The organism is Streptomyces sp. NPDC127106, from assembly GCF_042677605.1.
GTDB lineage: Bacteria > Actinomycetota > Actinomycetes > Streptomycetales > Streptomycetaceae > Streptomyces.
On the sequence record NZ_JBHXTC010000007.1, the window covers coordinates 36,264 to 57,794 of the forward strand.

The 21,531-nt window shown below is 72.7% G+C and carries 24 protein-coding genes; 12 read left to right on the forward strand and 12 right to left on the reverse strand.

The window, feature by feature from the left end; all coding sequences use genetic code 11:
* The first annotated feature begins 105 nt into the window (after positions 1-105).
* Complete coding sequence (locus ACFVGY_RS09530) at positions 106-315, forward strand: helix-turn-helix domain-containing protein (protein WP_385673510.1); 210 nt, start codon at positions 106-108, stop codon at positions 313-315.
* Positions 315-875, forward strand: a complete 561-nt coding sequence (locus ACFVGY_RS09535; RefSeq protein WP_385673513.1) for a Clp protease N-terminal domain-containing protein — start codon at positions 315-317, stop codon at positions 873-875. The genes ACFVGY_RS09530 and ACFVGY_RS09535 overlap by 1 nt, the downstream gene beginning before the upstream one ends.
* 13 nt (positions 876-888) lie before the next feature.
* Here ACFVGY_RS09535 and ACFVGY_RS09540 read toward each other — a convergent pair whose 3' ends face one another.
* The 3 genes from ACFVGY_RS09540 to ACFVGY_RS09550 all read right to left on the reverse strand — a co-directional run bounded on the left by ACFVGY_RS09540 (position 889) and on the right by ACFVGY_RS09550 (position 3,961).
* Positions 889-1,845, reverse strand: a complete 957-nt coding sequence (locus ACFVGY_RS09540; protein WP_385673516.1) for a helix-turn-helix transcriptional regulator — start codon at positions 1,843-1,845, stop codon at positions 889-891.
* A 1-nt stretch (position 1,846) separates the two neighbouring features.
* Entirely contained in the window at positions 1,847-2,764 is a 918-nt protein-coding gene (locus ACFVGY_RS09545; protein WP_385673519.1) for a DUF4097 domain-containing protein, read from the reverse strand.
* A 261-nt stretch (positions 2,765-3,025) separates the two neighbouring features.
* Positions 3,026-3,961, reverse strand: a complete 936-nt coding sequence (locus ACFVGY_RS09550) for a LysR family transcriptional regulator (protein WP_385673522.1) — start codon at positions 3,959-3,961, stop codon at positions 3,026-3,028.
* A 210-nt stretch (positions 3,962-4,171) separates the two neighbouring features.
* Between ACFVGY_RS09550 and snpA the strand changes: the two genes are divergently transcribed.
* The gene (gene snpA, locus ACFVGY_RS09555) at positions 4,172-4,840 is read left to right on the forward strand and encodes a snapalysin (RefSeq protein ID WP_385673525.1); all 669 of its coding nucleotides are present in this window, start codon (positions 4,172-4,174) and stop codon (positions 4,838-4,840) included.
* A gap of 109 nt (positions 4,841-4,949) precedes the next feature.
* On the opposite strand, the gene ACFVGY_RS09560 is transcribed toward snpA, so the two are convergent.
* From ACFVGY_RS09560 to ACFVGY_RS09580, 5 genes are all read right to left on the reverse strand, one after another.
* Entirely contained in the window at positions 4,950-5,180 is a 231-nt protein-coding gene (locus tag ACFVGY_RS09560) for a hypothetical protein (protein WP_385673528.1), read from the reverse strand.
* Positions 5,181-5,264: 84 nt separating this feature from the next.
* A complete protein-coding gene (locus ACFVGY_RS09565; protein ID WP_385673531.1) occupies positions 5,265-5,849 on the reverse strand; it encodes a dihydrofolate reductase family protein in 585 nt (194 codons plus the stop codon).
* A gap of 70 nt (positions 5,850-5,919) precedes the next feature.
* Complete coding sequence (locus tag ACFVGY_RS09570) at positions 5,920-6,528, reverse strand: GNAT family N-acetyltransferase (RefSeq protein ID WP_385673534.1); 609 nt, start codon at positions 6,526-6,528, stop codon at positions 5,920-5,922.
* Between the two features lie 202 nt (positions 6,529-6,730).
* Positions 6,731-7,795 carry a family 2 encapsulin nanocompartment cargo protein polyprenyl transferase gene (locus ACFVGY_RS09575; RefSeq protein WP_385673536.1) on the reverse strand — a complete coding sequence of 355 codons (1,065 nt, stop codon included), beginning with the start codon at positions 7,793-7,795 and terminating at the stop codon, positions 6,731-6,733.
* Positions 7,796-7,858: 63 nt separating this feature from the next.
* A complete protein-coding gene (locus tag ACFVGY_RS09580) occupies positions 7,859-9,265 on the reverse strand; it encodes a family 2B encapsulin nanocompartment shell protein (RefSeq protein WP_385673539.1) in 1,407 nt (468 codons plus the stop codon).
* A 223-nt stretch (positions 9,266-9,488) separates the two neighbouring features.
* Here ACFVGY_RS09580 and ACFVGY_RS09585 point away from each other — a divergent pair, with 223 nt between their 5' ends.
* From ACFVGY_RS09585 to ACFVGY_RS09600, 4 genes are all read left to right on the forward strand, one after another.
* The gene (locus ACFVGY_RS09585; RefSeq protein ID WP_385673541.1) at positions 9,489-9,947 is read left to right on the forward strand and encodes an RrF2 family transcriptional regulator; all 459 of its coding nucleotides are present in this window, start codon (positions 9,489-9,491) and stop codon (positions 9,945-9,947) included.
* Between the two features lie 154 nt (positions 9,948-10,101).
* The gene (locus ACFVGY_RS09590) at positions 10,102-11,298 is read left to right on the forward strand and encodes a globin domain-containing protein (RefSeq protein ID WP_385673544.1); all 1,197 of its coding nucleotides are present in this window, start codon (positions 10,102-10,104) and stop codon (positions 11,296-11,298) included.
* Between the two features lie 152 nt (positions 11,299-11,450).
* Positions 11,451-12,041 carry an N-acetylmuramoyl-L-alanine amidase gene (locus ACFVGY_RS09595; RefSeq protein ID WP_385673547.1) on the forward strand — a complete coding sequence of 197 codons (591 nt, stop codon included), beginning with the start codon at positions 11,451-11,453 and terminating at the stop codon, positions 12,039-12,041.
* 135 nt (positions 12,042-12,176) lie between these two features.
* Complete coding sequence (locus ACFVGY_RS09600) at positions 12,177-13,124, forward strand: 1-aminocyclopropane-1-carboxylate deaminase/D-cysteine desulfhydrase (protein ID WP_385673550.1); 948 nt, start codon at positions 12,177-12,179, stop codon at positions 13,122-13,124.
* On the opposite strand, the gene ACFVGY_RS09605 is transcribed toward ACFVGY_RS09600, so the two are convergent.
* Entirely contained in the window at positions 13,121-14,701 is a 1,581-nt protein-coding gene (locus ACFVGY_RS09605) for a Na+/H+ antiporter (protein ID WP_385673553.1), read from the reverse strand. The two genes, ACFVGY_RS09600 and ACFVGY_RS09605, sit on opposite strands and share 4 nt — an antisense overlap.
* Before the next feature lie 75 nt (positions 14,702-14,776).
* Here ACFVGY_RS09605 and ACFVGY_RS09610 point away from each other — a divergent pair, with 75 nt between their 5' ends.
* From ACFVGY_RS09610 to ACFVGY_RS09620, 3 genes are all read left to right on the forward strand, one after another.
* On the forward strand, positions 14,777-15,037 hold the full coding sequence (locus ACFVGY_RS09610; RefSeq protein WP_385673556.1) for a UBP-type zinc finger domain-containing protein: 261 nt from the start codon (positions 14,777-14,779) through the stop codon (positions 15,035-15,037).
* Positions 15,038-15,242: 205 nt separating this feature from the next.
* Positions 15,243-15,656: an anti-sigma regulatory factor gene (locus ACFVGY_RS09615; protein ID WP_030291315.1), complete on the forward strand. Its 414-nt coding sequence runs from the start codon at positions 15,243-15,245 to the stop codon at positions 15,654-15,656.
* 17 nt (positions 15,657-15,673) lie between these two features.
* Positions 15,674-16,666 (forward strand): RNA polymerase sigma factor SigF, encoded by a 993-nt coding sequence (locus tag ACFVGY_RS09620; RefSeq protein WP_385673984.1) that lies wholly within the window; start codon positions 15,674-15,676, stop codon positions 16,664-16,666.
* Positions 16,667-16,767: 101 nt separating this feature from the next.
* Here the strand turns inward: ACFVGY_RS09620 and ACFVGY_RS09625 are convergent, their stop codons facing one another.
* Positions 16,768-17,205, reverse strand: a complete 438-nt coding sequence (locus tag ACFVGY_RS09625; RefSeq protein ID WP_385673559.1) for a hypothetical protein — start codon at positions 17,203-17,205, stop codon at positions 16,768-16,770.
* A gap of 110 nt (positions 17,206-17,315) precedes the next feature.
* Here ACFVGY_RS09625 and ACFVGY_RS09630 point away from each other — a divergent pair, with 110 nt between their 5' ends.
* Together ACFVGY_RS09630 and ACFVGY_RS09635 are read left to right on the forward strand one after the other, a co-directional pair.
* Complete coding sequence (locus tag ACFVGY_RS09630) at positions 17,316-18,281, forward strand: diacylglycerol/lipid kinase family protein (protein WP_385673562.1); 966 nt, start codon at positions 17,316-17,318, stop codon at positions 18,279-18,281.
* 320 nt (positions 18,282-18,601) lie between these two features.
* Positions 18,602-18,859: a WhiB family transcriptional regulator gene (locus ACFVGY_RS09635; RefSeq protein WP_003953983.1), complete on the forward strand. Its 258-nt coding sequence runs from the start codon at positions 18,602-18,604 to the stop codon at positions 18,857-18,859.
* Positions 18,860-19,085: 226 nt separating this feature from the next.
* Here the strand turns inward: ACFVGY_RS09635 and ACFVGY_RS09640 are convergent, their stop codons facing one another.
* Both ACFVGY_RS09640 and ACFVGY_RS09645 read right to left on the reverse strand, forming a co-directional pair.
* Positions 19,086-20,555, reverse strand: coding sequence for a sensor histidine kinase (locus tag ACFVGY_RS09640; RefSeq protein ID WP_385673987.1), 1,470 nt, complete (start codon positions 20,553-20,555; stop codon positions 19,086-19,088).
* 353 nt (positions 20,556-20,908) lie between these two features.
* On the reverse strand, positions 20,909-21,502 hold the full coding sequence (locus ACFVGY_RS09645; RefSeq protein WP_385673565.1) for a TetR/AcrR family transcriptional regulator: 594 nt from the start codon (positions 21,500-21,502) through the stop codon (positions 20,909-20,911).
* Positions 21,503-21,531 lie beyond the last annotated feature (29 nt).

Below are 21,531 nucleotides of genomic sequence, written 5' to 3' on the forward strand. Positions count from 1 at the left end.
GCGACCTGTTCGCAATGGTCTAACTCAGTTTTTTGTCGGGGGACCCCCCGGTTGTTTTCAAAATCAGGTTTAACCCCCCGAGGGTGTCAACCTACATTGACATGCATGACAGAAGCGACCGATCTCGCCGAGCGGGCCGGCGACCGCGACCCACGGGTGGGTCTGCGCGCCGTCGCCGCGCTCCGGCGGCTGCTGGAGCAGCTGGAAGTCGTACAGGTGCGCAGTGCCCGCGCACAGGGGTGGTCCTGGCAGGAGATCGCGGCCGAGCTGGGCGTCAGCCGGCAGGCCGTGCACAAGAAGCACGGGAGGGCTTGATGTTCGAACGCTTCACGCGGGACGCCCGGGACGTCGTGACCGGCGCCGTGGCCGAGGCCCGGCGGTCCGGGGACACCACGGTCACCGAGGAGCACCTGCTGCGGGCGCTGCTGGACCAGGGGGCACTGGACCCGCTCGGCGTGGACCGGGCCGCCGTGGCCGCGGACCTGGCGGCGGCCCGGCGCCGGGGCGGTATGACCCGGGCCGACGAGGAGGCCCTCGCCGGCCTCGGGATCGACGTCGCCGAGATCGTCTCCCGCGTCGAGGAGGTCCACGGGGCGGGCGCGTTGACCCCGGCCGCACCTCAGCGGCGGACCCTGGGGTCCTCGCTGCGCTCGGCGCTCGGCCGCCCCGAGCCGGCCGAGCGCCACGTCCCCTTCGGCGAGGGCGCCAAGAAGACCCTCGAACAGTCCCTGCGCATCGCGCTCGGCCGTCGCGAGAAGCACATCACCGCCCTGCACGTGCTGCTCGCCCTGCTCTCCCGACCGGGCACGGCCGCCGAGGTGCTGGCCGACCACGGCGTCACCTACGCGGCGGCCGAGGCCGGCTCGGCGGCCTAGCCGGAGCAGGCGTCTAGCGGGAGGGCCTCAGGACGGCCGCGATGCGGTCTGCCGCGACGGCCAGGTGGGCCCGGGCCTCGGCCAGCTGGTCCCCGGTGACTCCGTGGTCGCGGGCCGCGTCGCGGACGTCGTCGCGGAAGCGGTCGAGCAGCCGGTCGAGGTCACGGGCCGGGTTGCCGGTGGGCCCGAGGTCCTCGGCCCAGCGCGGGTGCGGGCCGGCGGCCGCGGCGCCGTCGGTGTCCGCGGTCGCGGTGGACGTGGCGGACGTTCCGGATGCGCCGGACGGGCCCGACGGGCTGCCGGTGGGGCCGGTGGTGCCGGTGGCGCCGCCCAGCCAGCTTCCGGCCAGGGTGCCGAGGACCCCGCCGGACCTGGCGAACTGCTCCTGGAGCTGGCTCGCGATCCGCATGACCTCCTCGCGGGCCCGCTCCTGGGCCTCCTTGGCCTGGCGGCGGGCCTGCTGGGCCTCTTCGCGGGCCCGGCGGCTCTCGTCCTTCGCCCGGCGCGCCTGTTCCTTCCACTCCTGTCTGGCCCGGCGCAGCTCCTCCTTGGCCGCCGCCCAGGACTCGTCCTCCACGCGGGTCTCCGAGGCGGACGCCGCCGCCCGCATCTCGCGCCGCAGGGCGCCGGCCGCGCCGCGCACGTCGTCGCGGATCTCGGCGGCCAGTTCGGAGACCGAGTCGCGGATCTCAAGCTCCAGGTCGGCGAGTTCACCGCTGCGGTCGGCCAGTTCGGCGCGGCCGGCGTCGGTGATGGAGTACACCTTCCGGCCGCCCTCGGTGGCGTGCGTGACCAGCCCCTCGGCCTCCAGCTTGGCCAGCCGCGGGTACACCGTGCCCGCGGAGGGCGCGTACAGGCCCTGGAAGCGTTCCTCCAGCAGCCGGATCACCTCGTAGCCGTGGCGGGGGGCCTCGTCGAGGAGCTTGAGGAGGTAGAGGCGGAGACGTCCGTGGGCGAAGACGGGCGGCATGTCAGAGCACCTTCTTGTCGAGCACGAGGGGGGTGGCCGGCGCGTCGGCGGGCGGACGGCGCAGCAGGGCGATGGAGCCCGAGACGGTGGTGGCGCGCAGGCTGCCGGTGCCGGCGCCCAGGGTTCCGGTGATCCGCTTGGCACTCATCTGGCCGGATACCCGCAGGTCCTCGAAGGCGTTGGAGACGCCGCCGGTGGCGGTGTTGGCCTCCACCCGCGCGTCGGCGGGGTGCGGCAGGCGGATCGCGAGCTGGCCGGAGACGGAGTTCAGGGCGATGTCCACGCCGCCGGGCGCCGCCGGGTCGGCCTCCAGGTCGATCAGCATGTCGCCGCTGACCGAGTCGGCCCGTACGGTCAGGCCCGCGCCGTCGACCACGGTCAGCCCGCCGGAGACCGAGCGGAAGCCGAGCTCGCCGGTGACGGACTGGGCCTCCACGGCGCCGGAGACGGTGTGTGCGCTGACCCGGCCGGAGAGCCCGACCAGGGTGGCGTCGCCGGAGACGCCGTTCACGTCGGTGCCGCCGCGGACGCCGGAGACCACGGCGGCGGCGCTGACGGCGGCGAGGCGCACCCGGGTGGCGGCGGGGACGGTGAGGGTGACGGCGGCGCTGCGCTCCCAGGCCTTGCGGCCCTCCTCGTTGGAGCCGGTCCAGGCCTTCCAGGGCTTGGACTCGAACCACTTCTTGAAGCCCTGCGAGCCGTTCCAGGGCAGGTCCTCGTAGGAGACGGTGAGCGTGCCGCCCTCCTGGACCACGTACAGGGGCGGTCCGTCGATCGCGGTCGCCTCCAGGCGGGCCGGGCCCTCGTCGGCGACGACGTTGACCGTGCCCCCGACGAGGCGGACGCGCAGCTCGGTCACCGGCTCGTCGAAGGCGAGCTTCTGAGGTTCGCCCACCGACCACGTCTTCTGCTCTGCCATGGCTCGCTCCTCCTCTGCGCACGGACGCGCGCTGGGCGTCCGGACACGGCCACGCAACATATCGCGTCTTCTGGATAACACGATATATCGCGGTCGTGCGAAGTCAAGGCGTGCGGGCGGTCGCGACCCACGGCGCGGGCATGCCGAAGCGCCCGGCGCCGGTCCGCGGCGGCGGGCGCGGGTCAGGGGCGGCGGGCGCGGGTCAGGGGTGGGAGTCGGCGACGGCGGGTGGCCGTGGCGGCGGGAGTCCGCGCGGAAGGGCTACGAGGCGGCCAGCAGGGGGCTCGCGTGATGGCGCAGCCAGGCCCGGTAGGGCGGGGCGCTCAGGGCGGCCTCACGGTAGGCGGCGCGGAGGTCCTCGTAGGCCTCCGCGTGCTCGCCGGGCCGGGTCGCGAGCAGCAGCCGGACGGCCAGGGGGTCTCCGGCCAGCGGCCGGATCGCCATGTCGGTGCGCGGCCCGGAGGTCGGCTGGCAGGGAGCGACGGCCTCACCGGAGACGATCAGTGAGGCCGCGGTGTGGTAGTCAGCGTGCAGGACGGGCGGGTCGACCCCGGCCCCGGCGAACACCCGCCGCAGGCCGTCCCACTCGCCGTCCACCGAGGGGTCGACGGTCCACCGGTCCTCGGCGAGGTCGCGCAGCTCGACCACCGGCCGGGCGGCCGCCGGGTGGTCCAGGGACATCGACACGAACTGCGGCTCCCGCTCCATCAGCACCCGTACCTCCAGGTCGGGCGGCACCCGCAGCGGACTGCCTTCCACCTCGTGTACGAACGCCACGTCCAGCTGGCCCGAGGCCACCATCCGCAGCAGGGCGTTCGGGGATCCGTCCACGACCAGCGAGGTCTCGGTGTCGGGCCACCGCCGGTGCAGCCGGCGCAGCCAGCCGGGCAGGGCGCGGCTGGCGGTCGAGCCGATGCGCAGCCGCGGCCCGCGGGCCATGGCCCGGGCCTCGGCGACGAGGGCGGCCATGCCGTCGACGAGCGGACGGGCCCGGCCGAGGACGGTGCGGCCGAAAGGAGTGGGTCGACATCCGGTCCGTTCCCGCAGGAACAGCTCGCCGTCCAGGGCGCGTTCGATACGGCGCAGCTGGGTCGTCAGGGAGGGCTGGCTCACGCCGAGCTGCCGCGCCGCCTTGTGCAGGCTGCCGGCGTCGGCGATGGCGCACAGTGCGCGCAAGTGCCTCACCTCGAGCTCCATGTCCCGAGGGTAGGGCGGCGCCCGCACACTTCACCAGCCACTGACACCCCATCGAATCACGCCATTCTCAAGGAAGTTGGCCTGTGGACACCCTCCCGATAGGACGGTGTTATCGCTGGCTGACATCATCCGCCGGGCCCTGCGGCTCCCTCAGACTCCGGTAAACCGAACGACCCACCCCCCACACCGGATCGAGTAGGAGCCCCCCACATGCGCCACTCCCGTACGCCCCGCAAGAGCCTGCCGGCTGCCGTCGTCGGCCTGGCCCTCGCCGCCGCCCTCGGCGGTGTCGTCCCCACCGCCAGCGCCGCGTCCGCCCCGGCCGGCAACGCCGCGTCCTACGCCGCGTACGAGCGTTCACAGGAGAACCAGGCCGCCAACAAGGCGTTCTTCGAGGCCGTGCAGCGCTCGGTGGCCGAGCAGCGCGCCGCGAACCCCGGCGCCCTGGTCGTGACCGTCACCTACAACACCCGCAACGCGCCGAGCTTCCGCTCCCAGATCGCCCGCTCCACGCAGATATGGAACGGCTCCGTGTCGAACGTGAGGCTCCAGGAGGTCTCCTCCGGCGGGAACTTCGCGTACTACGAGGGCAACGACTCGCGCGGCTCGTACGCGAGCACCGACGGGCACGGCCGCGGCTACATCTTCCTGGACTACCGCCAGAACCAGCAGTACAACTCCACCCGCGTGACCGCGCACGAGACCGGCCACGTGCTGGGCCTGCCCGACCACTACTCGGGCCCCTGCTCCGAGCTGATGTCGGGCGGCGGGCCGGGCACCTCGTGCACCAACGCCTACCCGAACGGGGCCGAGCGCGCCCGGGTCAACCAGCTGTGGGCCAACGGGTTCGCCGCCTCGGGCCTGGGCACGAAGGGCTGACACCCGTCACGGAACGGGGGCCGCCTCCCGGACCCGCCCGGACCCGCCCGGACCCGTCCGGATCCCCGCGGGACCTTCCGGGACGGCGGCACCCTGCACCGGCCCGGGGCTAGGGCAGCTCACCCGCATCGGGCGCGTACTCCCGGCAGTCCGGGTTCCGGCAGGGGCCCGGCACCCACTCCGGGATGAAGATCCCGAGCACTTTGCGCCGCCGGACGAGCGTGTCGACGGGGCGCCCGCAGGCCGCGCACGAGCGCTGCTCGTGCCCGGCGTGCGGGGCGACCACCGCGGGCACGTGCGGCGGCGGGTGGCGCTCGGAGCGTCGCTGTTCACCGGCCATACCTCCACGGTAGGCCGGTTTCGCGCGTTCGGCGGCGCCGCGGGGTCACGGGCCGCCGGTTCTTGGTCCGCCGGCCCGCGGGGCTCACCGCTTGCGTGCGTACGTGGCCACGGTCTGGCCGCCGCCGTGGGTCGTGAAGCCGGTCAGCTCCAGCTCCCGGAGCCCGAAGCCGGCGCGGGACATCGGCATGCCGGACCCGAGGAACACCGGGTAGGTCTTGACGATGAACTCGTCGATCTCCTCGACGAGCTGACCGGCCAGGTCGGCGCCGCCGCACAGCCAGATGCCGAGGCCCGGCTGCGCCTTCAGCTCGCGCACCCGCGCCACGACGTCGCCGCTGATCACCTTCACCGCCGGGTCGGGCGCGGTGGCGAGCGACCGGGAGACCACGTACTGGTCGAGGTGGGCGTACGGGCTGGTGAACCCGACCTTGAGCCCCGGCTCGTAGGTGCCGCGGCCCATCACGACGGTGTCGAAGTGGCGGGCCCGGAAGTCCTCGGGGATGCCGAACATCGCGTGGGCGGGGGTGGGCAGGGTCTCGGGGTACTCCGCCGCGAGGGCGGCGCGGTACTCCGGGTCCAGCTGCTGGTTGAAGAAGTCGGCGTCGCCGTCCGGGTCTCCGATGAAGCCGTCGACGGACGTGGCGATGAAGTACGTGAGCTTGCGCAAGCGGGTCTCTTTCGTCGGAGGGTGCCACCGCACCGGGGGCACGCCGAGTAAAGTACTTCAATTGAAGTGGCTAGGCAAGCAGTTGCGGCTTGCGCCACATCGGCCACATGAGCGGCCCGTCCGGCAGCCGCACCGCCTCGCCCGTGAACTCCCAGCCCAGCCGCTCGTACAGGCGCATGCTGCGCTCGCTGCTCGCCTCCAGGTACGCCGGCACGCCCTCCCGGTCGCAGCGCTCCAGGACCGGCCGCATCAGCTCGGTCCCCAGCCCCTCGCCCTGCCGCCCCGGGGCGACCGCGATCATCAGCAGGTACTCGTGCTCCTCGGACGTCGGATGCACCGCCCCCGTGAGCCGGCCGACCAGCTCGCACCGTTCGTTGTCCGGGTCGGCCGCCGCGCGCATCCGGGCCGGGACATCGTCCTCGGCGGCCCCGCCCTCCGGATCGCCCGCGGGGACGCGCAGCCACAGCGCCGCCGCCGAACCGTCCGCGGCACGGTCGATCCGGCCCTCCTCCAGCGCCACGTCGACGAAGACCCCGAGGAAGGCGCCGTGCACGGCGGCCCGGTGCTCCGGGTCGGGGAAGACCCAGCTGCTCACCGGGTCCTCGCGGAACGCCTCGTCGAGCAGCCGCGCCACCGCGTCCCGGTCGGACTGGTCCGCTCGACGTATCTCCAGCACCACTGGTCACACCCTTCGCTCACGCGCCAACAACCGCAAGCGATCCTAGAGTTGGGCCGGCGGCGGCAGAAAGCCCTGTTCCGGCACCATGCGGTGCCGGAACAGGGCTTGCACACCGCTCGTCCCGCGTTACGGGCCGCGGACGAGCCCGGCGGGTTCACCGGGTGCCGGGTTCACCGGGTTCCGGGTTCACCGGATGCCGGTTTCACCGGGTGCGGCGCGTGACGAACTCCGCCAGCGACAGCAGTCCGCCCGCCGCCCCGAGGTCCGGCACCGCCCGGGACAGCTGTTGGACGGCCCGGCCCATCCGGTCCGCGGCGTGGGCCTGCGCCCAGTCCCGCCCGCCGGCCCGCTCCACGGCGTCCGCGGCGCGCCGTACGTCGTCCCCGGCCATGGGGCCCGCGTACAGGGCGGCCAGCTCCTCGCCCGCCGTGGTGCCCGAGGTGAGGGCGGCCACGACCGGCAGGGACTTCTTGCGGGCGATCAGGTCGGCCCCGGCGGGCTTTCCCGTGTGCCCCGGGTCCCCCCAGATGCCGAGCAGGTCGTCGATCAGCTGGAAGGCGAGACCCGCCTCGCGCCCGAAGGCGTCCAGCGCCTCCACCTCGTCCGGCCCGGCGCCGGCGTACAGCGCGCCGAGCGCGCAGGCGCAGCCCAGCAGTGCCCCGGTCTTGGCCGTGGCCATGGCCAGGCACTCGTCGAGCGGGACGTACGGCCGCTGCTCGAAGGCGCAGTCGGCCTGCTGGCCCGCGCACAGCTCGATCACGCAGGACGCGAGCCGCGCGGTGGCGGCCGCCGAGGCGGGGTGCGGGTCCTGCGCGAGCAGCCGCAGCGCGAGCGCGGCCATCGCGTCGCCGGTGATGACCGCGTCCGGCAACCCGAACACGGTCCAGGCCGTGGCCCGGCCGCGCCGCGTCACGTCCTCGTCGATGACGTCGTCGTGCAGCAGCGTGAAGTTGTGCGCCAGCTCCACGGCCGCCGCCGCCCGCGCCGCGCCGTCGGGCACACCGCCGTCCGGTCCGTCCCCGCCGCCGCGCAGGGCCCGGGCCGCGGCGAGCACCAGGGCGGGCCGGATGGCCTTGCCCGCGCTGCCCGCGGCCGGGGTGCCGTCCGCCTGCTCCCACCCGAAGTGGTACATGGCCACGCGGCGCATGGGGCCGGGCAGGCCCTCCAGCGCCCGGCGCAGCTCCGGATCGACCGCCTGTCGTGCCCGTTCCAGCAGGGCTGCGGCCTCCTGCCCCTCGCTGGTCGTGATCGCCTCAGTGGTGCCCATGACTGCCCCCGATCCCCTGGTGGTCTCCGTCTCCGTCTCCGTCTCCGTCTCCGGCCCGGTCGCTCAGTGGCGTCGGGCGATCTCGACGTTCTCCAGGACACCGAGCGCATCCGGCACCAGCACCGCCGCGGAGAAGTACGCCGTGACCAGGTAGGAGGTGATCGCCTGCTCGCTGATGCCCATGAACCGCACCGACGTGCTCGGCTCGATCTCGTCCGGGATGCCGGGCTGGTGCAGGCCGATCACTCCGGACTCGTCCTCACCGGTGCGCATGCAGAGGATGGACGTCGTCCGGGCGCTGCTGATCGGGATCTTGTCGCACGGGAAGATCGGCACGCCGCGCCACGTGGCGATCCGGGTCCCATCGACGTCGACGGTCTCCGGGTGCAGGCCGCGCTCGTTGCACTCGCGGCCGAAGGCGGCGATGGCCCGGGGGTGGGCGAGGAAGAGCTTGGAGCCGCGCCGCATGCTGAGCAGCTGGTCCAGGTCGTCCGGGGTGGGTGCGCCGTCGTGCGGCTGGATGCGCTGGCCGTAGTCGGCGTTGTGGAGGAGGCCGAACTCCGGGTTGTTGACCATCTCGTGCTCTTGGCGCTCGCGCAGCGCCTCGACGGTGAGCCGCAGCTGCTGCTCGGTCTGGTTCATCGGCTGGTTGTAGAGGTCGGCGACGCGGGTGTGCACGCGCAGGACCGTTTGGGCGATGGAGAGTTCGTACTCGCGCGGCCGGGCCTCGTAGTCCACGAAGGTGCCGGGGAGGGCGGGCTCGCCGCGGTGGCCGGCGGAGAGGTCGATGGCGGCCTCGCCGTGCGCGTTGGTGTGCCGTTCGGGCTCGGCCCGTACGGATTCCACGTGCCGGCGCAGCGAGTCGACGCGGTCCGCGAGCACCTGGAAGTCCTGGCGGGACAGGACGAGGGCGGTGCCGCGGGTGGTGGCGCGCGCGGTGTACTCCCAGACGGCCGCGTCGTCGACGAGGGAGTCCTCGCCGAAGTAGGCGCCGTCGGCGACGGTCCGCAGGACCGCGTCCTCGCCGTACGGTCCGGGGCCGATCTGGTCGATGCGGCCGTGCGCGAGGAGGAACACCCGGTCGGACGGGCTGCCGAAGGAGGTCAGCTCCTGACCGGCCTCGAAATCGACCTGGCGGCACCGCCCGGCGATCTCGGTGAGCACGTCCAGGTCCTCGTAGGTGCGCAGCAGCGGGAGCTCGCCCAGTTCGGCGGGGATGACCTGGACCCGGGACCCGGTCTTGACGAACTCCACGCGGCCGTCGCCGACGGAGTAGCTGAGCCGGCGGTTCACCCGGTACGTGCCGCCCTGGACGGGCACCCACGGGAGCACCTTCAGGAGCCACCGCGAGGTGATCTCCTGCATCTGCGGTGCGGACTTGGTCGTGGTTGCCAAGTTCCGTGCGGCCGACGTCGCGAGACTCTGCTGGGGAGTCCGGACCTCGGGTTCGGAACCTGCCTGGACCGACATGTGCATCCCTTTCGATCACTCCATGGATCTGCTGGAGAAGCCTTTCAGCACGCCGCGTGGTGGGACCATTACACAAACGGGTGGACTACGTCGTCGGAGCGCTGGGCACCCTCTGGAGTTACCTCTCTTCCCATGAGCCCCGCCCGACACAGCCGCTTTCCGGCCACCGGTCCCGTACCGCCCTTAACTTGTATCTCAGATGCAAGTTTTCTACGGTGGTGCCATGCGGCTGACCCGATTCACCGACCTCGCCCTGCGCACCCTGATGCGCCTGGCCGTCGCCGAGGAGGACCTCCCCACCACGCGCGACGTGGCGGCGTCGATGGAGGTCCCGTACACGCACACGGCCAAGGTCGTGGCGCGCCTGCAGCACCTCGGCCTGGTCGAGGCGCGGCGCGGCCGCGGCGGCGGGCTCGCGTTGACCGCCGCCGGGCGGGCGGCCTCGGTGGGCGGGGTGGTCCGCGAACTGGAGGGGGCCGGCGACGTCGTGGAGTGCGAGGGCAGCACGCCCTGCCCCCTGCGCGGCGCCTGCATCCTGCGCGGCGCCCTGCGCCGGGCACAGGAGGCGTTCTTCGCGACGCTGGACCCGCTGACGGTGAACGACCTGGTCGCAGCGCCCACCGGGCCCCTCCTCCTGGGCATCTCGGGCAGCGGGGCGGCAGGACGGGCCGAAAGTCCCTGAACGCGGGGCCGGATGGCCGGTTCGGACCGGCCGGGTGCAGACCTAGGGTGATGCCGGGCGATGACCCGAACGGATGCACCCCCACCCGCACCCAAAAACTTGCATCTCATATACCAATTAAACGCAGCACTCACACCGAGGCGAGGACCTTCTGATGCTTTCCGCGAAGTCGGCAGAGACCGTACGCGCCACCCTGCCCGCCGTGGGCGCCGCCATCGGCGACATCACGGAGCTGTTCTACGCGAAGCTCTTCGCGGCCCACCCCGAGCTGCTCCGGGACCTGTTCAACCGGGGCAACCAGAACGCCGGCCTCCAGAAGCAGGCCCTCGCCGGCTCCATCGCCGCCTTCGCGACCCACCTCGTCGCCCGGCCCGACGACCGCCCCGACGTCATGCTCAACCGCATCGCACACAAGCACGCCTCCCTCGGCGTCACCCGCGAGCAGTACTCGATCGTCCACACGTACCTCTTCGAGGCGATCGTCGACATCCTCGGCGAGGCCGTCACCCCCGACGTCGCCGAAGCCTGGGACGAGGTCTACTGGCTGATGGCCAACGCGCTCATCACCATCGAGGAGCGGCTCTACGCCGAGCAGCAGGTCCTCGCCGGCGACGTCTGGCGCCCGTGGACGGTCACCGACCGCGTCGCCGAGACCGCCGACTGCACCACCTTCCACCTGGTCCCCGCGGACGGCGCCCCGGCACCGGACTTCAAGCCCGGCCAGTACGTCTCGGTCCAGGTCGAACTCCCCGACGGCGCCCGCCAGATCCGCCAGTACAGCCTGACCGGCGCACCCGACGCACCCGTACGCACGATCACCGTCAAGCGGATCCACGGCCCGTCCGCCCTCGGCCCCGACGGCGAGGTCTCGAACCACCTGCACTCCCGGGTCGAGGTGGGCGACCCCCTGCGCCTGTCGGCCCCGTACGGCGACCTCGTCCTGCGGAACACCGCAGCCCCGCTGCTGCTCGCCTCCGCCGGCATCGGCTGCACCCCGATGCTGTCGATGTTGGAGCACCTGGCGGAGTCCGGGCGGACCGCGCCGGTCACCGTCCTGCACGCCGACCGCTCCCCCGCCGACCACGCGCGGCGCGACGACCACCGGGCGCTGGCGCTCAAGCTGACCGACGGCACCGCCCGGTTCTGGTACGAGGCCGACGCCGAACCCGGCGACGGCGAGGGCCGCATGGACCTGACGGCCGTGCCGGTCGCTCCGGGCACCCAGGCCTACCTGTGCGGGCCGCTGCCCTTCATGCGGGCGGTGCGCACGCAGCTGCTCGCCCGGGGCGTGCCGGCCGCGGACATCCACTACGAGGTGTTCGGCCCGGACCTCTGGCTGGCCTCGGAGTGACGACCGTGGCGGGCGGGCCGGTCGGGACGAGTGTCCGGATCGGCTCGCTCGCTGTGCGAGTGCCCTAGCCGTGGAAGGAGCCCCTCCATTACACCGGGTGCAACGAGGCGGCCACGCAAGGTGACCGCCACGCACCCGCAAAGGAGGCGGCCATGGCCGCACCCATGTCAGCGGACCGGTTCATCAACGCACTGCGCGACGAGGGCCTGACCGTCGTCGAGGTCGGCGCCTGGCGCACCCACAACCGCAACCACAAGGGACCCTGGGGCCCGGTGCACGGGGTCGTGATCCACCACACCGTCACCCGCGGCACGGCGTACACCGTCGAGCTCTGCCGGACCGGCGACGAGGACCTGCCCGGCCCCCTCTGCCACGGCGTCATCACCAAGGACGGCCGGGTCCACCTGGTCGGCTACGGCCGGGCCAACCACGCGGGCGCGGGCGACGCCGACGTCCTGGCGGCCGTCATCGCCGAGAAGCGGCTGCCGCCCGACAACCAGGCCAACGCCGACGGCAACCGCCACTTCTACGGCTTCGAGTGCGAGAACCTCGGCGACGGCGAGGACCCCTGGCCGGCGGTCCAGCTCGACGCGATGGCCCGCGCGGCAGCCGCCGTGTGCCGGGTGCACGGCTGGACCGAGCGCTCGGTGATCGGCCACCTGGAATGGCGCCCCGGCAAGATCGACCCGAAGGGCTTCACGATGGCCTCGTTCCGCGGCCGCGTGGCCGCCCGCCTCAACTGACCCCACCGGGCGGCCCCCGCGGCCGCCCGCCCCGTTGCCGTCCGGCGCCCGCCACGCGATGCCGTCGACCGGGGCAACGGGCACGGCAGGCCCGGACGTGCGGGGGTGCGTGCGCGGGCAGCGCACAATGGGCAGGTGGAACGCCCCCTGAACCCCGATGTGCTGCTGCAGGACCGGCCCCCGTCGCCGCTGCGGGAGGTCCGGGACGAGCGGTTCGAGCGGCACGGCGTGCGGCTCCTGCTCAAGCGTGACGACCTCGTCCATCCGGAGCTGCCCGGCAACAAGTGGCGCAAGCTCGCACCCAACCTCCGGGCCGCCGTCGACGGCCGGTACCGGGGGCTCGTGACCTTCGGCGGGGCGTACTCCAACCACCTGCGGGCCACGGCCGCGGCCGGACGGCTGCTCGGGCTCGCCACCACCGGCATCGTGCGCGGGGACGAGCTGGCCGGACGGCCCCTCAACGCGTCCCTCGCCCGCTGCGCCGCCGACGGGATGCGGCTGCACTTCGTGCCCCGGTCCGCGTACCGCCGCAAGGGCGAGCCCGGGGCGGCGCGGCAGCTGATCGCCGCGGCCGGGGCCGCCGGGGCGTACCCCGTGCCCGAGGGCGGCAGCAACGCGCTCGCCCTGCACGGGTGCGCCGAGCTCGGCCGCGAACTGCGCGGCGCGTCCGACGTGGTCGCGGTGGCCTGCGGCACCGGCGGGACCCTGGCCGGGCTGGCCGCGGGCCTGGCCCCGGGGCAGCGGGCCCTCGGGGTGCCCGTCCTGGCGGGCGGCTTCCTGGCCGCGGAGATACGTTCCCTCCAGGAGCAGGCCTTCGGCGGCCCCGCCGGGGACTGGAGCCTGGCCGAGGGCTTCGACCACGGCGGCTACGCCCGCGTCCCGGCCGCCCTGGAGGCCTTCGCCGCGGACTTCGAGGACCGTCACGGCCTCCCCGTCGAGCGGATCTACGTGGCCAAACTGCTGTGGGCGCTGACCGAGCTGGCGGCGACCGGCGCCTTCCCCGCGGGGGCCTCGGTCACCGCGGTCGTCACCGGCCGGCCCACCGACCCCGAACCCGCCGGTCCGCTCGCCCGGACGGCCTAAGGGGCCTCCTCGCGGTACGCCGCCGCCTCCTCCAGGTCCAGCCGGCGCAGCAGTGTCCGCAGCATCTCGTCGTCGATCCGCCGCAGGTCCCGCAGGGACACGAACACCTCGCGCTCCGCCTCGATCATCTCCCGCGAGAGCCGCCGGTAGACGTCGTCCGCGGACTCCCCGGTGAGCGGGTTGACCTCGCCCAGCCGCTCCCACACCGCGTTGCGCCGCCGCTCCAGGACGGTGCGCAGCCGCTCCGCCAGCGGCGGCGGCAGGGCGTTCTCGGGTGTGGCCAGCAGCTCGTCGAGCCGCTCCTCCGCCGCCCGCGAGGCCTCGCTCTGGGCCTGCGCCTCGGCGAGCGTCTCCGCCGTGGCGTCCCGGGCGGGCAGCCGCAGCAGCCGGATCAGCGGCGGCAGGGTCAGCCCCTGCCCGACGAGGGTGCCGATGACCGTGGTGAAGGTGAGGAAGAGGATCAGGTCGCGGTGCGGCACGTCCATCGGCACCGAGAAGGCGATCGCGAGCGAGACCACGCCCCGCATCCCGGCCCAGCCCACCACCACCGGCGCCTTCCACGTGGTCTCCGGCTCCCGCTCCCGGATCCGCGCCGAGAGCCAGCGCGGCACGAAGGTGGCCGGGAACACCCACACGAACCGGGCGACGACCACCACCAGGAGCACCAGGGCCGCGTACCAGGCGGCCTCGACGCCCTCGTACTCCACCAGCCCCCGCAGGACGACCGGCAGCTGGAGCCCGATCAGCGCGAAGACCACCGACTCCAGGACGAAGGCGACCATCTTCCACACCGCCTCCTCCTGGAGCCGGGTCGCGAAGTCGACCTGCCAGTTGTGGTGCCCGAGGTACAGCGCCACCACGACCACCGCGAGGACGCCCGACGCGTGCACCCGCTCGGCCGCCGCGTACGCCACGAACGGGATCAGCAGCGACAGGGTGTTCTGCAGCAGCGGCTCCCGCAGCCGCGTGCGCAGCTGGTGGATCGGCACCATCAGCACCAGGCCCATGCCGACGCCGCCCACCGAGGCCAGCAGGAACTCCGCGATGCCGCCGGCCCAGCCGGCGCTGGTGCCGACGGCGGCGGCCAGCGCCACCTTGTAGGCGGTGATCGCGGTCGCGTCGTTGACGAGGGACTCCCCCTGGAGGATGGTCGTGATCCGGTTCGGCAGCCCGAGCCGCCGGGCGATGGCGGTCGCGGCGACCGCGTCGGGCGGGGCGACCACCGCACCGAGCACCAGCGCCACCGGCAGCGACAGCCCCGGTACCGCCAGGTACACGGCGTACCCGACCGCGAGCGTCGCGAAGAGCACGTACCCGACGGAGAGCAGCGCGATCGGCCGGGCGTTCGCCCGCAGGTCCAGGTACGAGCTGTCGACCGCGGCCGTGTACAGCAGCGGCGGGAGCAGCAGCGGCAGCACGATGTGCGGGTCGAGGACGTACGCGGGCACCCCGGGCACGTACGAGGCCCCGAGCCCCGCCGCGACCAGCAGCAGCGGTGCGGGCACCGGCGTCCGGCGCGCGATGCCCGCGACGGCGGCGCTGACCGCGATCAGCGCCACCAGCGGCATGACCTCCATCGGCAACCCACCCTCGTTCGTCGCTGCTGATCGGACTTCGTCCTGCGGTGCCCGTACGTCAGTACGCTGGCCATCATGAGCGAGTGCATCCACGTTCCCGAACTGCCGCGCCCCGAGCCCGTGCCGACTGCCCAGACCTGCCCCGAATGTCTGGTGCTCGGCAGTCATCCGGTGCAGCTACGGATGTGCCTGTGGTGCGGGTACGTGGGGTGCTGCGACTCCTCACCGCACCGGCACGCGACCGCGCACTACCGGACCACCGGCCACCCGATGATGCGCAGCTTCGAGCCGGGCGAGACCTGGCGGTGGTGTTTTGTCGACGGTTCGATCGTCTGAGGCGGGGTAGGTCAAACCTCCGCCGGCTCCCCGGATTTGAGCCCCGCAGACCCCTAGCCACTGTGCGTACCCGTAGGCATACCATCTGTCACCGGCCGTAGGCGTGGGTGTCCCGATCGGGCTCCATGAGGGGTGCCGCGACACGATCGCCCGGATCGCGGTAGCGTCACCGGCGAAGAGAGCTCGTACCACCTTGGAGGTGAGGGTGTCCCAGATCGCAGGCGAGCCCGGGACCCAGGACTTCGTGGAAGTCCGGCTGCCCGCTGCGGGTGCCTACCTGTCGGTGCTGCGAACGGCCACGGCCGGCCTCGCAGCACGTTTGGACTTCACCCTCGACGAGATCGAGGATCTCCGCATCGCGGTGGACGAGGCCTGCGCGATCCTGCTCCAGCAGGCCGTGCCGGGCTCCGTCCTCAGTTGCGTGTTCCGACTGGTCGACGACTCGCTGGAGGTGACCGTCTCGGCGCCCACCACGGACGGCCGCGCGCCCGAGCGCGACACGTTCGCCTGGACCGTCCTGTCGGCGCTGGCCGGCAAGGTCGAGTCCACGGTCGAGGAGGACAAGACGGTGAGCATCAGCCTCTACAAACAGCGCGGCGCGGGTCCAGGCCCGGCGTGAGCGGCGGGGAGACCCCGGTGCGGGGCGGGGACCGGCCCCGGGTACGGCACGAGGTCGACGGCGGCATCCCGGAGCAGCAGCGCGCCCGGCCGCACCCGGCTGACGCGGATGCGGAACACGGCTTTTTGGACTCGGCGGAGCGACGGGCGGGCCCCATGAGCGAGAACCAACACGAACAACCACAGGTGTCACAGCCACCCGCGGCCGAGGGCCTGGACCTGGAGGCGGACACGGCGCTGCCGCCGCTGCCGGATCCCCGTGACCGCAGCGGTGCGCGGGCCCTGTTCGTCGAGCTGCGGGCGCTGCCCGACGGCTCGCCGGAGAAGGCGGAGCTGCGCAACCGGCTCGTGCGGATGCACCTGCCGCTGGTCGAGCACCTGGCCCGACGGTTCCGCAACCGCGGCGAGCCGCTCGACGACTTGACGCAGGTCGCGACGATCGGCCTGATCAAGTCGGTGGACCGGTTCGACCCGGACCGCGGGGTCGAGTTCTCGACGTACGCGACGCCCACCGTGGTCGGGGAGATCAAGCGGCACTTCCGCGACAAGGGCTGGGCGGTACGGGTCCCCCGGCGCCTCCAGGAGCTGCGGCTCTCGCTGACCACGGCCACGGCCGAGCTGTCCCAGCAGCACGGCCGCTCCCCCACGGTCCACGAGTTGGCCGAGCGGCTGGGGATCTCGGAGGAGGAGGTGCTGGAGGGGCTGGAATCGGCCAACGCCTACAGCACGCTCTCCCTGGACGTCCCGGACACCGACGACGAGTCGCCGGCGGTCGCGGACACCCTGGGCGCGGAGGACGAGGCGCTGGAGGGCGTCGAGTACCGCGAGTCGCTCAAGCCGCTGCTGGAGGGACTGCCGCCGCGGGAGAAGCGGATCCTGCTGCTGCGGTTCTTCGGCAACATGACGCAGTCGCAGATCGCGCAGGAGGTCGGCATCTCCCAGATGCACGTCTCCCGCCTGCTGGCCCGCACCCTGGCCCAGCTCCGCGAAAAGCTCCTCGTGGAGGAATAGCGGTCCCGCCCCGGCGACAGGGGAACCACCGCCCGGCCCGGCGAGTGCGCCGAAGGGGCGCCCCTGTGAGCCGGGCTCGGCGCCCGGAGGCGAACCGAGCCCTAAGAAGAGGGCTGCCCGATTCCCAGGGCTTCGGTTGCCGTCGGGTTCACCAGGAGGGCCACCACCGCGACGGCGGTCGCGGCCAGCGCCACGGCGGCGGCGATCATCGCGCCGCCCGTGGTGTACAGGGTCCAGGCCACCGGCAGCGCCATCAGCTGCGTGATCAGCGCGGGGCCGCGGCTCCAGCGCCGGGCCAGGCGCAGCCCCCGGGCGGCGACCAGCGGCAGGGCGGCGAGCGCGATCAGCGTCAGTCCGCCCGTCTCCGCCTGCTGCGGGGAGTCGGCGTCGCCGGCGATGCCGACGAACAGCATGTAGATGCCGAGGCCGGCGAGGGCCAGGCCTTCGAGGGCGGTGAGCGCGGCGGCGGCGGTGAGCCGGCCGGGCAGCGCGGCGGTCGGCTTGTCCGGGGCGGGGGCGGGGGTGGGCTTCGTACTCACCCCAGCAGGGTAGCCGCGCGGTCGCGCCGGCGGCGGGGGCGGGGCTGACGGCCGCGCAGTGCGGGCGGGCAGTATGGGAGCGGTACGAACGGGTCGGTAGGCTGGCGGTCATGCGTGCACTCCTCGTGGCCAACCCAGCAGCGACGACCACCAGTGCGCGCACGCGCGACGTCCTGATCCACGCCCTGGCCAGCGAGATGAAGCTGGAGGCGGTGACGACCGAGTACCGGGGGCACGCGCGGGACCTGGGTCGGCGGGCGGCCGAGAACGGCCTCGACCTCGTGGTGGCGCTGGGCGGCGACGGCACCGTCAACGAGGTGGTCAACGGGCTGCTCCACAACGGCCCCGATCCGGAGCGGCTGCCCCGGCTGGCCGTGGTGCCGGGCGGCTCGACGAACGTGTTCGCCCGCGCGCTCGGACTGCCCAACGATGCGGTGGAGGCGACGGGCGCGCTGCTGGACGCGCTGCGCGAGCACCGCGAGCGGACGGTGGGCCTGGGGCTGGCGGCGGGTGCGCCGGGCTCGGAGGACGAGTCGGTCCCGGCCCGCTGGTTCACGTTCTGCGCGGGCTTCGGCTTCGACGCGGGGGTGGTGGGGCGGGTCGAGCAGCAGCGGGAGCGCGGCAAGCGTTCGACGCACGCCCTTTATGTACGACAGCTCATGCGCCAGTTCTGGGAGGAGCCGAACCGGCGGCGCGGCACGGTGACGCTGGAGCGCCCGGGCGCGGATCCGGTGGCGGACCTGGTGCTGTCCATAGTCTGCAACACCTCTCCGTGGACCTACCTGGGGAATCGGCCGCTGTACGCGTCTCCGGAGGCGTCGTTCGACACCGCACTTGACGTGCTGGCGCTCAGCCGTTTGTCAACTCCGGCGGTCGCTCGCTACGCCACACAGCTCCTGACCTCGACTCCTGAACGCGGCCCGCGCGGCAAGGATGCGGTGACTCTGCACGATCTGACCGACTTCACCTTGCATTCGAAGGTGCCGCTTCCGTTCCAGATGGACGGAGACCACCTCGGATTGCGGACCAGCGTTCAGTTCACAGGCGTTCGCCGTGCACTGCGTGTGATTGTGTGAGTAGAAGGGCCCAAAGTCCTTTCAGTCGAACGTTTACGCGCCGGTCCACCCTAAGGATGTAGGGCTGTGACCTAGTAGACACCGATGAATCAAAAAAAACTTTCCGGAAGGGGTTGTATCCCCGTCCGAGGTTTGCGAATCTCTTCATGGCGATCGGGACAGCCCGCAGGACCGGCTCCCAAGAAGACCGCCAGAACCCCCACGAGTCTCTGACTGACCACCCGCCACCCCTGGGCGGTCGCCCTTCCCTCACGGGGGGATTCGTGAAAGCGTTCACATTCACAAGCAACCTGCCCGCAATACAAGGAGATGGAGCAGCCATGGACTGGCGTCACAACGCCGTTTGCCGCGAGGAAGACCCGGAACTCTTCTTCCCCATCGGCAACACCGGTCCTGCGCTGCTGCAGATCGAGGAAGCCAAGGCCGTCTGCCGCCGTTGCCCCGTCATGGAGCAGTGCCTGCAGTGGGCGCTCGAGTCCGGCCAGGACTCCGGCGTCTGGGGCGGTCTCAGCGAGGACGAGCGCCGCGCCATGAAGCGCCGCGCCGCTCGCAACCGGGCGCGCAACGCCAGCGCCTGACATCGACTTTCGAGCCTCGAGCCGCAGCGCGTAGTAACACCTGATAGCGCTCAGCAACGTGCTCTTGAGCCCCGGACGGGAACTCCCCCAGCCACCGCTGGACATTCCCTCCGGGGCTCAGTGCTGTCCGGCGGACAACCTCCGTGGACACCTCCGTCCGTGGACACCTCCGTCCGCGCCCGACGCCACCCCACGGCCCGTCACGCTCCGTGACGGGACGTACGTGCTACTTCTGCGGACTGACGGGGACGTCGAGGACGACCTTGGTGCCGCGCGGCTCCGCCCGCACCATGTCGAACGTGCCGCCGAGCTCGCCCTCCACGAGGGTGCGGACGATCTGCAGACCGAGGTTGCCGGCCTTCTGCGGGTCGAATCCCTCGGGCAGTCCGGAGCCGTCGTCGAGGATCGTGATGAGCAACCGGCCGTCGGCCCGGCCGGAGCCGCTGCGGGCCGCGGTGACCTCCACCGTGCCGCCCTCCCCCTGGGTGAAGGCGTGCTCCAGGGCGTTCTGCAGGATCTCGGTCAGCACCATCGACAGCGGGGTGGCCACCTCCGCGTCCAGGATCCCGAAGCGGCCGATGCGCCGGCAGTCCACCTTGCCCGGCGAGATCTCGGCGACCATCGCGATCACACGGTCGGCGATCTCGTCGAACTCCACCCGCTCGTCGAGGTTCTGGGACAGGGTCTCGTGCACGATCGCGATCGAACCGACGCGGCGCACGGCCTCGTTGAGCGCCTCGCGGCCGGGCTCCGAATCCATCCGGCGGGCCTGCAGCCGCAGCAGTGCGGCCACGGTCTGGAGGTTGTTCTTCACCCGGTGGTGGATCTCCCGGATGGTCGCGTCCTTGGTGATCAGTTCGCGTTCGCGACGTCGCAGCTCGGTGACGTCGCGGCACAGGACGAGGGAGCCGATCCGGGTGCCCTTGGGCTTGAGCGGGATGGCTCGCAGCTGGATGACCCCGCCGTTGCCCTCGATCTCGGTCTCGCGCGGGGCCCAGCCACTGGCGAGCTTGACGAGCGCCTCGTCCACCGGGCCGCGGGACGGGGCGAGTTCGGCGGTGATGGTGCCCAGGTGTTGCCCGACGAGGTCGGAGGCGAGGCCGAGCCGGTGGTACGCGGACAGCGCGTTGGGGGACGCGTACGTGACGACCCCTTCGGCGTCGAGCCGCATCAGGCCGTCCCCGACGCGCGGGGAGGCGTCCATGTCGACCTGCTGCCCGGGGAACGGGAAGGACCCCGCCGCGATCATCTGCGCCAGGTCGGAGGCGGACTGGAGGTAGGTCAGCTCCAGCCGGCTCGGTGTACGCACAGTGAGCAGGTTGGTGTTCCGCGCGATCACGCCGAGTACCCGGCCCTCGCGGCGCACCGGGATGGACTCGACGCGGACGGGTACCTCCTCGCGCCACTCCGGGTCGCCCTCACGCACGATCCGGCCCTCGTCGAGGGCCGCGTCGAGCAGCGGGCGCCGGCCGCGCGGCACGAGGTGGCCCACCATGTCGTCCTGGTAGGACGTGGGCCCGGTGTTGGGGCGCATCTGCGCGACCGAGACGTACCGGGTGCCGTCGAGGGTGGGCACCCACAGCACCAGGTCGGCGAAGGAGAGGTCGGAGAGCAGTTGCCACTCCGAGACCAGCAGGTGGAGCCACTCCAGGTCGGTCTCACCCAGAGCGGTGTGCTGGCGTACGAGGTCGTTCATGGAGGGCACGTGGCGAGCGTACCTCGGGCTCGGGCCATGACTTTCCCCACGGCGACTACCCGGGAGTATCCAGGAAGGGCCCACTCCGCGTAGTGTTGGAGGAAGTCACGGGTTTCCGGTGCCCGACATTGGATGGACAGAACAGAATGGTCTAGTCCACAATTGACGTAAGCTTCCGCCCTCCCCGCACAGGAGGACGGATCGAGGTGGGCCACGCGCTCTGCCCTGACCGCGCAGGCAACCTCCCAACCGGCCGCCGGGAACCGCACACCCGTCGGCCGTAAGTACTCCGGGCTACGGTGCCGGGCGGGTTGAGGGTCCCGCCCCGGCACCGTGGCCCAGAGGAAATCCGCTCAGTGCGGCCAGGCGCGCACCGCGAGTTCCGCGACCGCCTCCAGCTCCTGACGGGTCGCCCCGTCGCGCGACTGCTGCGACATCCCCTGGAGCACCGACACCGCGTACAGGGCCAGCGCCCGCGCGTCCGTGTCCGCGGGCAGCACGCCGGCCGCGACGTCCGCCCGGAGCCGGCTCTCGAACAGCGCCACATTGGCCGCGCGCCGCGCGCGCAGCGCGTCCGCCACCTCCTGCGAGGTGGTGTTGACGGCCGCGCTGATCACCATGCAGCCCCGCGGGTGCGCCGGGTCGGTGTACACCTCGGCGGCCTCGCGCAGGATGCGCTCCATCGCGGCGCGGGCCGTGGGCTCCTCGGCCAGGGCGACGCTCGCGAAATCCCCGTACCGGCCGCCGTAGACAACCACGACCTCGTCGAAGAGCTTGCGCTTGTCGCCGAAGGCCGCGTACAGGCTGGGCGCGCTGATCCCGAGCGCGGCGGTCAGGTCGGAGATCGACGTCGCCTCGTAGCCGTTCTCCCAGAAGGCGAGCATCGCCTTGTCGAGGGCGGCGTCGCGGTCGAAGGAGCGGGGTCTGCCGCGCTGTCCGGTCACCATGCCCCGATTCTATAGCGGTCGCTACGGAA

Excerpts from the sequence above, each read along its gene's own strand:
- ACFVGY_RS09530 (WP_385673510.1), top strand. The coding sequence starts at position 106 with ATGACAGAAGCGACCGATCTCGCCGAGCGGGCCGGCGACCGCGACCCA.
- ACFVGY_RS09535 (WP_385673513.1), top strand. The coding sequence starts at position 315 with ATGTTCGAACGCTTCACGCGGGACGCCCGGGACGTCGTGACCGGCGCC.
- ACFVGY_RS09540 (WP_385673516.1), bottom strand. The coding sequence starts at position 1,845 with ATGCCGCCCGTCTTCGCCCACGGACGTCTCCGCCTCTACCTCCTCAAG.
- ACFVGY_RS09545 (WP_385673519.1), bottom strand. The coding sequence starts at position 2,764 with ATGGCAGAGCAGAAGACGTGGTCGGTGGGCGAACCTCAGAAGCTCGCC.
- ACFVGY_RS09550 (WP_385673522.1), bottom strand. The coding sequence starts at position 3,961 with ATGGAGCTCGAGGTGAGGCACTTGCGCGCACTGTGCGCCATCGCCGAC.
- snpA (WP_385673525.1), top strand. The coding sequence starts at position 4,172 with ATGCGCCACTCCCGTACGCCCCGCAAGAGCCTGCCGGCTGCCGTCGTC.
- ACFVGY_RS09560 (WP_385673528.1), bottom strand. The coding sequence starts at position 5,180 with ATGGCCGGTGAACAGCGACGCTCCGAGCGCCACCCGCCGCCGCACGTG.
- ACFVGY_RS09575 (WP_385673536.1), bottom strand. The coding sequence starts at position 7,795 with ATGGGCACCACTGAGGCGATCACGACCAGCGAGGGGCAGGAGGCCGCA.
- ACFVGY_RS09580 (WP_385673539.1), bottom strand. The coding sequence starts at position 9,265 with ATGTCGGTCCAGGCAGGTTCCGAACCCGAGGTCCGGACTCCCCAGCAG.
- ACFVGY_RS09585 (WP_385673541.1), top strand. The coding sequence starts at position 9,489 with ATGCGGCTGACCCGATTCACCGACCTCGCCCTGCGCACCCTGATGCGC.
- ACFVGY_RS09590 (WP_385673544.1), top strand. The coding sequence starts at position 10,102 with ATGCTTTCCGCGAAGTCGGCAGAGACCGTACGCGCCACCCTGCCCGCC.
- ACFVGY_RS09595 (WP_385673547.1), top strand. The coding sequence starts at position 11,451 with ATGGCCGCACCCATGTCAGCGGACCGGTTCATCAACGCACTGCGCGAC.
- ACFVGY_RS09605 (WP_385673553.1), bottom strand. The coding sequence starts at position 14,701 with ATGGAGGTCATGCCGCTGGTGGCGCTGATCGCGGTCAGCGCCGCCGTC.
- ACFVGY_RS09610 (WP_385673556.1), top strand. The coding sequence starts at position 14,777 with ATGAGCGAGTGCATCCACGTTCCCGAACTGCCGCGCCCCGAGCCCGTG.
- ACFVGY_RS09630 (WP_385673562.1), top strand. The coding sequence starts at position 17,316 with ATGCGTGCACTCCTCGTGGCCAACCCAGCAGCGACGACCACCAGTGCG.
- ACFVGY_RS09635 (WP_003953983.1), top strand. The coding sequence starts at position 18,602 with ATGGACTGGCGTCACAACGCCGTTTGCCGCGAGGAAGACCCGGAACTC.
- ACFVGY_RS09640 (WP_385673987.1), bottom strand. The coding sequence starts at position 20,555 with ATGAACGACCTCGTACGCCAGCACACCGCTCTGGGTGAGACCGACCTG.
- ACFVGY_RS09645 (WP_385673565.1), bottom strand. The coding sequence starts at position 21,502 with ATGGTGACCGGACAGCGCGGCAGACCCCGCTCCTTCGACCGCGACGCC.